A 12734-nucleotide genomic window follows, 5' to 3' on the forward strand; every position below is an offset into this window, starting at 1 on the left:
TCAACGATATTAATCACGGTGAGATAGCACATTACGCACAGCAGTTACAATTGCGCTTATATTTGTCCATTTTGCCAATACCAGGGTTAAAGGTGTTGGTTGGATCTAGCTCGTGGTAAAACTTCTGCAGCGAATTTTCAGCTTCGTACAAGTGACCCACATTATGTTCTGCTGGGTATTTAGCACCACGGTTATTGAGGTGTTCTAGCATCAGCTTTTTCATCAACTTCGTGTCGGTCCCTTTTTTGAAAATGTAATCTTGATGGAATACATAACACATAAAGTGACCATAATAGAGCGCTTGAACAAGGTTCTTACTCACCTCTTCCGGTAAAGTTTCTAGCCACTCTTCATCATTACGTCGCAAAGCGATATCAAGTGCAACGATGTCTTCTACGTCTTTTCGGTGAATCGTCTCGTAACGAATTGCTGCACCTGCTGCTGCAAAGCGATGTAAATAAGCTTTTTTACCCTCTTCCGGCGTACACTCGAAGAAATCACAGTCATCTTCAACAGCCCAAACTTCATTGAGGTATTTTTGCGCCTCAGCAATACCACTATCACTCATTTTTAATACCAGGTGATGCTCATACTTGTCGCGGAAATCCAGCATTCGTTCTGGTAAATGTTGTGGGAACAACTTACTCGCGTAGTACAAAATGGTGTCTGGCAGGTATTTACTAACAAACGGGACGCGCTCTAAGACATTTTCTACTTTAGCTTTAAGTGCAAACATTTTTGGCAGCTTATCTGTGCCTAGCAAGTCGATGGATAAAAAGACGTCTTTGCCGTACTTCTCTGCCATGTTGAAGATATCTCGATGCAAGTATTCTCCCATCTCAGGCAAGTTCTCAAACGTAGATAAGAAATCTTTTCGCAGCTTCGTCAGTTTCGCAGGATCATTGGTGCCAAGGTAAAAAACCTGCTCTTTTTCGGGTACTGGGTAGCTATCAACTCGAACGGCGAAAACACCCAATTTACCAGCGCAGCCACTGGCTTCAAATAAACGACGTTCATCGGCATTAAAGCGAGAAGGAATGTCAGAAGTCACGTCTCGAACACGTTCATCGTATTCTTTGTCTGATGCCATTCGCTCGTCATGAATGATCTTCGCTGGGTCAAAGTTTCCTTCTTGCAGGTTTGTCAGAATTTCTTCTGGCGTTTCACCTAAACCTTCAATACCAAGGTGATTAACCAGGTGTAACTGGCCTTGCTTATCGACCTGCGCATAAATCGCCAACTCCGTGTAAGCAGGACCACGCTTGACTAACGCACCGCCTGAGTTATTGGCGATACCCCCAACCACAGTGGCACCTAATGATGAAGAACCGATGATAGAGTGCGGCGCTCGGTTCACCGCCTTCAATTCTTTTTCCAATGAGTGCAAACTTGCACCAGGCAAGCATACTGCCTGCTTACCGCCATCTAATAAGTGAATCTTCTTGATTTTGGTAATATTGATCACGACCACATCACGGTCATAATCATTACCACTTGGAGCTGAGCCTTCTGTTAAACCTGTTTTGGCAGCCTGCATAATAATAATGCAGTTTGCTTCAACGCACTGTTTAATGATCTTCCATTGTTCTACAAGAGTATTAGGAAACACGATAGCAAGCGCAGTGCCACTACCTGAGCGAAAACCCGAACGGTAGTATTTTGTTTTAACCTCGTCGGTTAGGACATTTTCTTCCCCAACGATAGTTTTAAATTCGTCAATCAGCTGCTTTTGTTCCATATCCGTATCTCTAGTTATTGTACTTCGCTCACATCACCGTTTAGTGACGGTAATGGGCGTTTGAGCCACTATAAGCAGTCCATTTCTCGGAGTCTATGTCAGGCAGGCGAGCAACACTTAACCAATAGACAACAAACAAAATAATTCTTTTATTTTTCTGTCACTTATCTTTCACATTCGGAAAATTTAACGCAAGAAACAGACCGTTTCTTAAAAGAAACAATAGCAAAACCATTTGTTAACAGTTGTGCGCAGCATCTTGTTATCAATATCAGTGATAAAACAAGGAGAAAGCTTAAGCTTCTAAATTTATAAGAATTATTAGAAATGAAGATGGAAACAATAACTCAACACCAACATAACGATTGGTGTTGAGTTATTGTCTTAAAATCGATGATTTTGACTTTGAAAGCTGGTGTATAGATGATCAATGAAGATCTTGATTTTTTCTGGTTGTTGACGAGTGTAAGGATACACTGCATAAATACCCAAACATTTGGCGGTTTCGTCTTTGAACAGTTGAATCAGGCGGCCTTGCTTTAAGTCTTCATAAACCAAGACACGTGGCACATAGATGATTCCCTGCCCCAACAGTGCGACGTTTCTCAATACCGAAGAGTTGTTGGTACAGAGGTTACCGTCGACTGTAATTTGATACACCTCGTCTCCCTCTTTAAACGACCACTCACACGCCCCGTTTTCTTGGTAGGAATAAACCAAACAATTGTGCTTATCCAAGGCTTGAGGTTGCTTAGGAATGCCATGTTTAGCAAGGTATTGAGGTGACGCACAAACAATCCAATTGGCATCCACCAGCTTTCTTGCGATCAGGCTAGAATCTGGCAACACTCCCGTTCGAATGGCCAAATCAAAGCGTTCATTCACGATATCGACAAAACGATTATCTAGATCCATGTCGATATTGATGTCAGGATATTTCTGATTAAACTCATTGATCACTTGAGGAAGAATTAACTCACCAGAGATAGTGGGTACAGAAACTTTAATGTTTCCAGATAAATTCTTACCCAACCCCACAATGGATTCTTCTGCCGTTGCCACCGCTTGATAAACGGCTTTTGCATGAGTAAAGAACGCTCGCCCTGCCTCCGTCAACGTTAACGTTCGCGTTGTTCGGTAAAGAAGCTGTACACCAAGCTCTTGCTCAAGCTTCGCGATGCGTTTACTGACAACCGATTTGGTCAATGACATGTGTCTTGCAGCAGCACTGAATGAGCCTTGCTCGATCAGATGATAGAAAATGATGTAATCGTCGGTATTTCTCATGCTTCTTCGTCAAATCCTTTGTAGACCGATATTGTAAACGGATATTGGTCAATCTGCGAAATATCGGATCATACTTAACAGCATAACTCGCGACAGAAACAAGGGTTATACGCACAGTTCAAGAAATTGAGATGGCGTAAATTTATCGATATTCAGATACAAAAAAACCAGCTTTCGCTGGTTTTAAGTTGATGCATTTGGCATCGAGATACCGCAATTGCTATATCTTAATAATTTGGAGCGACACACGAGGTTCGAACTCGTGACCTCAACCTTGGCAAGGTTGCGCTCTACCAACTGAGCTAGTGTCGCATTGATTCTCGAAAGCCATTCACTCTCAAAAGAATAATGGAGGCGCCTCCCGGAGTCGAACCGAGGTCCACGGATTTGCAATCCGCTGCATAGCCACTCTGCCAAGGCGCCTTTTTTACTTCGCTTCAGGGCTCTTCCCCGTTGCGTTGGTGGCTACTTTACGGATTGAGAGAAGATAGTCAAACAAAAATCTTTCATTTTCTGTTTGTTTGATTTCTTTTAAGCCAATTAGACCAAAGTTCGATCTTATCGGCTTAAAACGAAGCAATATAAATCTAGCTTTCTGTACGTTTTACTCAATAGAATTTCAATGCCACTTAGTAATTACCGACCCGTTTAAGCAACCTGCCCACAACATTAGGATGATAAGACCACGTGTGATCAAACATCGACATTAATGCTGGGTTTCCGTATTTAGATAGGCTGATCGCGTGAAAACGGTTTTTCTTCGCTTTAAGCGCACCCACTTTGGCAAGCAACTCGTCTTGTTGTTTTGGCGCGATAAAGTCGGAAATGACCACCATATCGGCATTTTTGTACTTATCACCGCTCATCAAGTCGATAGATTTGATCAAAGTTGGCTCTAAGTCTGTACCACCATGGAAGCTATAAGTTAAAAAGTCCGCCGCCTCGCGCAGACCATCTTGTTTGGTTAGCTCGTACGTAATGTGTTCCGTCGAAAAGATAATGACATAGCAATCACGTTGCTCCGCTAATGCAATTTGCATCAGAGCATAAGCCATAGCCTTCGCGCATTGCTCAGGAAACCCGCTCATGGAGCCGGACGCGTCCACACACACAATAAACGGTCCTTTTTCGATATCTACCGCTTTGTTGTCAGGTCGGTGAGCTTTAACTTTACGTAACGTGCGCGATTTGCCTTGTGTACGGTAGTTCATAAGTCGTTTATCGACTAAGTGTTTATAGAACACGACTTCGAGTTCAGGATACGCCAAAAACATCGTTTCGTTGGGAAGTAGCTTATTTAAATCATCGCTTTCGTGAATGCCGACAATATCATCTGTCGCTTCATCACTCTTCTCTTCGATCATTTGTAGCTCTTCAGTAGGCGCGCGGTTAAGTTCGGGATCATTCACTTGCCCCGCCATACGGCCAAGTTGCTCGGCTATTTCTTGCAAGCCTTGATGTTTCTTCAGAAACTCCGCATGGCGTTTCATCACTGTTAAGTCAGTTTTGCTCAACTTGGCAGATGCCATATCCCATAAGCGCCCTACACTTTCAGCATCACCCGACTCCGTGACCTTATCCATATTACGCATGGTCTCCATACGCTGATACAGGTCATTCAGCACTTTCTCTTTATTGGCCTCAAGCTCGCTTACTTGCGCTTGCTTAATCGCATCGGCTAGACTTTGGTACCATTGATCACAGAAGTAATGTGGGAACATGGGATTATTCATCCCCTTGTTCTTCTCCATCATTCGGCGAGCCTGCATATAAAAAGCGGAGTGCCACTCAAGCTTTTTAATCACATCTTCGATGTTTTCGAAAAACGCCTCTTCATCCCAGTGAATGACCTCTTGATATAAAGACAGCTCTTGTTGGAAACGCTCTGTCTCACATACCTTGGTAATCCGTTTTTTAACACTGCCTCGCCACTTTAATAAGTGGCCTTTGACTGAAGATTTAACGCCTCGGTTTTCTGCCATCATCATGACTTGTGAACGCGCCATTAAATCATTAACTGCACTATCGATGATGCCAGAGTCGGCTACCATCAGCGCGAGGTTAAGTCCGTCTGCACCTAGCATGTCGTCTCCTTATGAGAAAAACTGATGTAAGTTTTTAAAGCGTTGGATAACTTTCTCGCTTTCAGCTTGGATAGACTCAAGTCTCTGACTGACCTGCTGCAGACTCGACTCCATTAGGCGTGGTAATTCAGGATCAACAAAGCTATGCGGAAGCGCATCATGAAAATTCGCTTTTACCTTGCGCATATGGTGCTCTGCTTCACTGAGTTGATTTACGGCTTTTTCACTCTGCGTTAACCACTTTTGGTAAAGCTCTACATCCAAGCCCTCTTGAGTCACTAAGCTCACCAGGATGCCTCGGTTTGCGATATCACGAATAACTAGGTTATTTGCGGCATCAACATCAAATCGTAAACGACACATGTTGGTGTTTTGATTGACGTAGCCATACACATCACCGTGTCCTTCTTTGATGACTCGGTCTAGTTCATCTTTTGGCACGTAAACCCAGCGGCTATCGCCTTTCTCTGATTCTGAAACCGACATGTTGCTTTGCAAAATAACCAGTTTAACTAAGTTAACGGCTGCGCCAACTTTGTAGGTCTTAGCTTTAGAGGTATCAAAACGCATGGTTTCTTTGCGCAGAATACCCGTTGCCGCTTCAGACGTTAACGTCATGCGGTAGGCATCTTCAAGCTCATGCTGAACATCGACCAAAGACTCGCGACAGTATTCAATTTCCTGTTCGGCGTCTTGTTGGTCAAATGCATGTTTTAGGGCGAACTCTTGGACCACTTCGCGTACCACGTCTCGCGATTCAGGGCTGTTCCATAAACAATCTTGCAGCAACAGTAGATCAAGTGGGTTGATTTCATCGCGGCCATTAAAAAACGCGCTCGCTTTTAGCAATTTCACGGCTTTCTTCCAGCGGCGGTCAGACACATACATGTCGGTATTAGCGACATCGCCAAACTGAGCTTCGACTTTGCTTTCTAACATCGTTTTAAGCTGGAAAAGCTTCTCGAATGCATTATCGGTTAACGTCAGCTTGTCGAGCTGCTGTTGCCATTGATGATATTCTTCATCTGTTATTGCTAGCCCTTCTGGCACTTGTGCCTCTTGTGACGTGCCTACCGTCAACATCGACTTAAAGTTTTGTTTATTCTGAATTCGATTCACAAACACGCGCACCAACATGCGGTCATAGAGTGCATCCAAACCGCTGTCTTCATCTGGCAGTTCATTGGAAGCCGATACCAACAAACGCATTGGCACACGCTCAATATCGCTGCCATTTTTGAACGTTTTCTCATTGACCACTGTCAGCAATGTATTCAGAATGGCGGGGCCCGCCTTCCAGATTTCATCTAAAAATACGACTTGTGCGGTTGGCAAATACCCTTTAGTTAAGCGAACATAACGACCGTTATCTTTGAGTTCTTGAATACTCAGTGGCCCAAAAACTTCTTCAGGTGTTGAGAATCGAGTCATCAGGTATTCAAAGTAACTGCTATTATCGAACGCTTGGATAAGTCGCTTGGCAATTAAGCTTTTTGCAATGCCAGGTGGGCCTAAAAGAAAAACACTTTCACCAGCAAGTGCCGCAAGGAGGCAGAGCTTGATGGTATGTTCGCGTTCATAAACGCCATCCGTTAACGCTTTAGCCAACTTGTTGATGCGTTCTGAGAGAAGCGCTTTTTCGGCATTTGAGGCAAATAAGGTTTGTGTCATACGTTCTCCGGCTGCTGAACTGGTATTGCGTTAACATTTTTATACACTTGTTATAACTTTGTTACAAATGTATTTTGTTGAATTCCCCTTATAGCAGATGCTTACCCCCTTCTTTAGCAAGCAATCAAAGTTTCCATTTATGAGATACAGCTCACTGAAAGTGCAAACGCTTTCGTCGTGTTGCAACATTTTTTGCTTTTGTTTCCCACCATTTGTGGTTAATGTCGAAAAACGTCAAAATGCGGTAACAGCTAGGGTTAATAACTGCATGAGCAAAATAATTCATAAATGGAAGCAAATTTCTCTGATTGAAGAAGAGGTTATGCTTCCTACAGGACAGGCAATTACGCACACCACAATCCATCACCCGGGCGCTGCGGTGATTCTCCCGATTACAACGGAAGGAGAGATAGTCCTTGTCCATCAATTTCGCCCTTCACTTAATAAATGGCTTTTGGAGCTTCCTGCTGGTACAAGAGAAGGCAATGAAGACCCTCTCTGCTGCGCGAAAAGAGAGCTAGAAGAAGAAACGGGCTATAGTGCAGAAAAATTCACCTCTCTCGGCCAAGTCACTCCCCTTGCCGGATTTTGTGATGAGATACAGTACCTATTTGTTGCTGAGAAGCTCAGCCAAACCAACCGTTACGAATGTGATGAAGATGAAGTGATTGAGGTTGTTACCTTGTCACTCCAACAACTCGAAGACAAGATTGTTGATGGCACAATTACCGATGCCAAAACGATCGCTTGTTTAAGCAAAGCGCGCCTTTGCGGATATATTTAGGACTTTGACCAAGGAGACATTCATGGATTTTCGATCAGATACCGTTACACAGCCTACCCAAGCCATGCGAGAGGCCATGTTTAAGGCCCCCGTTGGGGATGATGTTTATGGTGATGACCCTACGGTCAATGAGCTTGAGGAGTTTGCCGCAGAGCTTGCAGGATTCGAAGCGGCTTTGTTTACCACTTCAGGCACGCAAGCCAATCTGCTCGGCCTAATGGCGCATTGTGAACGCGGAGATGAATATCTGTGTGGGCAGCAAGCACATAACTACAAGTACGAAGCTGGCGGCGCAGCAGTACTTGGGTCAATTCAACCTCAACCAGTCGAAAATAACCCAGATGGCACACTCCCATTTGATAAACTGGCAGCGGCGATTAAGCCAGATGATTGTCACTTTGCTCGTACCAAGCTGCTCAGCTTAGAAAACACGATTAATGGCAAAGTGCTACCTCTGTCTTACTTAGCAGAAGCTCGTGACTTCGTGAATAAGAACAATTTGAAGATGCATCTCGACGGCGCAAGAGTATTCAATGCAGCGGTTGCTTTAGATGTTTCGGTAAAAGAAATCGGTCAGTATTTTGATTCAATGACGATTTGTCTGTCGAAAGGTTTGGCTGCCCCTGTTGGTTCGTTACTGCTTGGTAGCAAAGAGTACATCGCAAAAGCACGTCGCTTAAGAAAGATGGTCGGCGGTGGTATGCGTCAAGCGGGTATTCTTGCCGCAGCAGGCAAACTTGCCCTTACCGAACAAGTGGAACAGCTAAAACAAGATCATATCAACGCAAAAACCTTAGCGGAAGGTTTAGCTGAACTGCCTGGTTTTTCAGTCAACCCTGAATTTGTTCAAACGAATATCGTATTCGCGAAGCTTGATCCTCAAGTGGACATAGTAAATATCGCTGCGAAACTAAAGGAACAAAATATCACGATAACACCTGGAAACCCCATTCGTTTCGTGACTCATAAAGACATTTCAGCGCAAGATATCGACAATTTCTTATCAAGCATTAAATCTCTGCTTTAGTTTGATTTTGATCATTGAGCTTCCCCTAAGGGGAAGCTTTATTGTATCGATATGACTTTTTAGCGAATAGACAATCTTCATGTTCAGATTTGTACTTCTAACCTCTCTTATTTTCTCTTCCGCTAGCCATGCCGCGCCTTTTGGTGATGCTGATAAAGGTAAAATCAAATCCCCTAGCTGCGTCTATTGTCATGGTGCAACAGGCGTCGCAGGTAATGATGCCTATCCAAATCTTGCAGGTCAAAATGCCCAGTATCTATACGATGCGATGAAGTCTTACCAAGCAGGCGAACGTAAAGGGCCGCTTGCCGAAATGATGGGCGCACAGTTAAGAATGTTAAATGATGAGGATCTTCGTGATGTCGCTGCATTTTATGCAGAACAGACGCAAGACAAATGATTTGTTTATCTCGGCTCACAACAAGAGCTTGTGAGCCCCCGAACCGAGCCAAAACATTTAACCAAGCTTTGCTTGTAAAATAATCATAATGACTTCACTTCAAATATTTGATGAATTTATAGTTCAATATTTCCATTAATATTGACTTTTTATTCTGGTTTATTGATATTTCATGCTTCATTGAATTTAACGTGAAGTAAGTTATGTCTCACACACATGCGCAACCAGCAGACTCGGTTGCTACACCCAAATCATGGCAGATGCCAGATACCCTCATTTTGATCTTCATTGTTGGTATTCTCGCTGCGATTCTTACCTACTTAATTCCTGCTGGCCATTTTGACAGTCAGCAAGTGACTTATATGGTCGATGGTGCGGAAAAAACACGCACGGTTATTGATCCATCTTCATTCTCTTATGCAACCGATGAAAACGGTGAATTGGTTTACAACAAGGTTGGCCTGTTTGCTTCTGGTGGTGGCATTGGCCTGATGAACTTCCCTTTCGAAGGGCTAGTTTCTGGCTCTAAATGGGGCAGCGCGATCGGCGTGATTATGTTCATGTTGGTTATCGGCGGTGCTTTCGGCGTTGTAATGCGCACAGGCACAATCGACAACGGTATCCTGCGCCTTATCGATAAGACCAAAGGTAACGAAGCACTATTCATTCCAGTGCTATTTTTGCTGTTCTCGCTAGGCGGTGCGGTATTTGGTATGGGTGAAGAAGCCGTAGCATTTGCGATTATTATCGCGCCGCTTATGGTTCGCCTTGGTTACGATGGTATCACTACGGTAATGGTGACCTACGTGGCGACTCAAATTGGTTTCGCAACATCTTGGATGAACCCTTTCTCTGTTGCTATTGCACAAGGTATTGCGGGAGTACCTGTTTTATCCGGCATGACAGTGCGCATGGGGTTATGGGCTGGCTTTACGTTAATCGGTATCGCCTTCACCATGATCTACGCCGCTCGCGTGAAGTCAAACCCAGAACTTTCTTACAGTCACCGCACAGACAAATACTTCCGTCAGCAAGAGCTTGGCAATCAAGATTCTCGTTGGAATATCGGAGATACACTCGTCATTCTTACGGTCATCGCTACCACAGTATGGGTTGTTTGGGGCGTAGTGGCTAACGCATGGTACATCCCAGAAATCGCTTCTCAATTCTTCACTATGGGCTTTGTTGTCGCGATCATCGGTACGATTTTTCGCTTAAACGGTATGACGCTCAACTGCGCAGCCGATGCGTTTAAAGAGGGGGCGGCTATTATGCTTGCTCCTGCTCTATTGGTTGGTTGTGCGAAAGGTGTGTTACTTATCCTAGGTGGCGGTACGACCGATGAAGCGAGTGTACTGAATTCTATTCTGAACAGTGCTGGCGGCGTGATCAGTGGGCTTCCTGACGTAGCTGCGGCATGGTTAATGTATGTATTCCAATCTATCTTCAACTTCTTCGTTACTTCCGGATCTGGACAAGCGGCACTGACGATGCCTTTATTAGCGCCATTGGCGGATATTGCAGGTGTCACGCGCCAAGTTGCCGTTTTGTCATTCCAACTTGGAGATGGTTTTACCAACGTTATCGTCCCTACTTCAGCATCCTTGATGGCAACACTTGGTGTCTGCCGCATCGACTGGGGTGACTGGGCAAAATTCTGCTGGCGATTTATCCTATTACTCTTTACCCTGTCGAGTGTCGTCGTTATCGCAGCTCACATAATGGGGTTTGCGTAAAACGAAATCAATTGGCACAAGGCGAGACACGTTCTCGCCTTATTAATACTCTTCGTATGGCGACGTTAAGGTTTTAGATTGGCTTATGGTTTTGGAGTGGTAACTTTAATGGCAACACAACTTCTCGATGACATGATTCAAGGTCATCAAGTGATTCAATCTCTCAATGTAGCAGACCTAGGTCCGGGTGAGCATAAGTTTTGGTTCCGCATCGCGACCAACGCGATCTCTCAGTGGCAACATCTTCCTGTTTTGGTATTCAAAGGTGAAAAACCTGGCAAGAAAATCATGATCACCGCAGGGGTTCATGGTGATGAATATAATGGTGTGTTAGCAGCGCAGAAGACCGCTAGAGAACTCATTGGCACTGAAGTCGCTGGTACTGTCACTATTATTCCAACCATTAACATGCCAGGTATGCTAAACCACAGCCGCGATTTCTATTCCGCAGACCCGGATGCGTCTCCTGCAAACTTAAACCGCTTTTTCCCTGGTGACCAAAACGGCAATGAGGCACAACGCTACTTATATGCATTGTGGAATGATCTGCTCAAACCAAATGCTGATTTAGCCATTGACCTTCACACTCAAACCAGTGGTGCGGCCTATCCACTATACGTGTTTGCAGACTTCCGAATTGAGCAATCATTAGAAATGGCTCGTCTCATTAATCCTGATGCGATTTTAAATGATCCCGGAGATGCAGGCGTCCTTGAAACAGTTTGGAATAACCATGGTGTCCCAAGCATTACGGTTGAAGTGGGTATGGGGCGCTACACAGAGCAAAAACTCATTAGTCGAACCGTATCAGGCATTTTTAATGTGTTGAAGCAGCATAACGTCGTAGAAGGTGAGATAGAGCCTATCACTTCATGCTTGGAAGGAAACGAGATCGTCAGTGTGAAAGCGACACATGGCGGCTTTGTACTACCTCATGTCGGTTTGATGGATTTTGTCGAGCAAGGCCAACTGGTTGCGATTCAATACGACAGCTTTGGCACTGAAGTTGAGCGCTACACCGCCCCTACAAGTGGTACAGTGCTCAGCCACAATGTGGAATCTATTCGGGCGCCTGGCTCTCTGATCGTTCGTTTGATTAAGTAAACCATAACCGTTTGTCGATAGATCTACCTTTCGACGCTCACTCAAATTTATATAAGCCCCATCACGAGTAATCACAAATGATGGGGCTATATTTTTGACCACATGAGGTTACAAGGTAACAAAAATATTCCAAGCAAAACTCAAAACCGCGAGACAGAAACTTCGCTTCTGTTGATTTTAGAAGTCACATTGATGAACTTAAAACTGTCGTCCACTCTCTTGATCAACGAGAATTAGCTCATCTAACGCGAAACCTTTCTCTTTAGCAACCTGCTTAAAACGCTCCAGGATTTTCTCATCAACGTTGGGTGTTCTAGACAATAGCCACAAGTAATCGTGGTTGTAACCAGAGACAAACGCATAGTCATAGTTTTCACCTAGCTCAAACACAATGTAAGAAGAATAGATTGGCCCAAAAAAGGAGACTTTTAAGTGCGCAACCGTTTCGTCTTCAACAAAATAAGCTTTACCTTCAGCTTCGGACCACTGTTGATCTTCTTCTGAATATCCGCGGTTTGTCACCTTAACCCCACCATCCTCGCGAAGCCGATAATCGGCCGTAACGTTGGATAGACCACGCTCAAACGAATGATCGAGCCGTGCGATTTCATACCACTTGCCTAGATAAGGCTCTAAATCAAAATTGTTAACTGGCTCCACCCCATCAGGTTTAGAGGTACAGCCAAATAAAGTAACAAGTGATAAAAGTAATAATGTTTTTAGCGATTTCATACAACACCTAAATTTGATTTAGTGATTGATTTTACTGTAGAAGGTAGCAAATCGATCACTAAGTCGCACCACTGTCCCAAAGGTACGTAGCTACACATCACAGTTCTTCATTATCAATAGCATGCTGAACACCAAAACCTCGTTATGTCAGCAATTCCCTAACAATATTGT

The 12734-nt window shown here is 44.1% G+C and carries 10 protein-coding genes and 2 tRNA genes; 5 read left to right on the top strand and 7 right to left on the bottom strand.

Annotated features, from left to right (window positions below; all coding sequences use genetic code 11):
• Positions 1 to 31 precede the first annotated feature (31 nt).
• From dld to L3V27_RS04160, 6 genes are all read right to left on the bottom strand, one after another.
• Positions 32 to 1738 carry a D-lactate dehydrogenase gene (gene dld / locus L3V27_RS04135; protein WP_237311085.1) on the bottom strand — a complete coding sequence of 569 codons (1707 nt, stop codon included), beginning with the start codon at positions 1736 to 1738 and terminating at the stop codon, positions 32 to 34.
• Between the two features lie 384 nt (positions 1739 to 2122).
• Positions 2123 to 3025 carry a LysR family transcriptional regulator gene (locus L3V27_RS04140; RefSeq protein WP_237311086.1) on the bottom strand — a complete coding sequence of 301 codons (903 nt, stop codon included), beginning with the start codon at positions 3023 to 3025 and terminating at the stop codon, positions 2123 to 2125.
• Between the two features lie 236 nt (positions 3026 to 3261).
• Positions 3262 to 3337: transfer RNA gene (locus L3V27_RS04145), tRNA-Gly, on the bottom strand.
• 37 nt (positions 3338 to 3374) lie between these two features.
• Positions 3375 to 3448 (bottom strand) — tRNA-Cys (locus L3V27_RS04150).
• A gap of 206 nt (positions 3449 to 3654) precedes the next feature.
• Complete coding sequence (gene viaA / locus L3V27_RS04155; protein WP_237311087.1) at positions 3655 to 5109, bottom strand: ATPase RavA stimulator ViaA; 1455 nt, start codon at positions 5107 to 5109, stop codon at positions 3655 to 3657.
• 9 nt (positions 5110 to 5118) lie between these two features.
• Positions 5119 to 6780, bottom strand: a complete 1662-nt coding sequence (locus L3V27_RS04160) for an ATPase RavA domain-containing protein (RefSeq protein ID WP_005396405.1) — start codon at positions 6778 to 6780, stop codon at positions 5119 to 5121.
• A 268-nt stretch (positions 6781 to 7048) separates the two neighbouring features.
• Between L3V27_RS04160 and L3V27_RS04165 the strand changes: the two genes are divergently transcribed.
• The 5 genes from L3V27_RS04165 (at position 7049) to L3V27_RS04185 (ending at position 11831) form a co-directional block, all read left to right on the top strand.
• A complete protein-coding gene (locus L3V27_RS04165; RefSeq protein WP_237311088.1) occupies positions 7049 to 7564 on the top strand; it encodes an NUDIX hydrolase in 516 nt (171 codons plus the stop codon).
• Between the two features lie 22 nt (positions 7565 to 7586).
• Positions 7587 to 8591, top strand: coding sequence for a low-specificity L-threonine aldolase (ltaE, locus tag L3V27_RS04170; protein ID WP_237311089.1), 1005 nt, complete (start codon positions 7587 to 7589; stop codon positions 8589 to 8591).
• Between the two features lie 79 nt (positions 8592 to 8670).
• Complete coding sequence (locus L3V27_RS04175) at positions 8671 to 8991, top strand: cytochrome c (RefSeq protein ID WP_005396401.1); 321 nt, start codon at positions 8671 to 8673, stop codon at positions 8989 to 8991.
• A gap of 203 nt (positions 8992 to 9194) precedes the next feature.
• Positions 9195 to 10727, top strand: a complete 1533-nt coding sequence (yfcC, locus tag L3V27_RS04180) for a putative basic amino acid antiporter YfcC (protein ID WP_080936787.1) — start codon at positions 9195 to 9197, stop codon at positions 10725 to 10727.
• Between the two features lie 108 nt (positions 10728 to 10835).
• On the top strand, positions 10836 to 11831 hold the full coding sequence (locus L3V27_RS04185) for a succinylglutamate desuccinylase/aspartoacylase family protein (protein ID WP_046875374.1): 996 nt from the start codon (positions 10836 to 10838) through the stop codon (positions 11829 to 11831).
• Positions 11832 to 12029: 198 nt separating this feature from the next.
• Here the strand turns inward: L3V27_RS04185 and L3V27_RS04190 are convergent, their stop codons facing one another.
• Complete coding sequence (locus L3V27_RS04190; RefSeq protein WP_104970757.1) at positions 12030 to 12563, bottom strand: lipocalin family protein; 534 nt, start codon at positions 12561 to 12563, stop codon at positions 12030 to 12032.
• Between the last annotated feature and the right edge of the window lie 171 nt (positions 12564 to 12734).

The organism is Vibrio sp. J2-3(2022) (assembly GCF_021725735.1).
In the GTDB taxonomy this organism is placed as follows: Bacteria; Pseudomonadota; Gammaproteobacteria; order Enterobacterales; family Vibrionaceae; genus Vibrio; species Vibrio diabolicus.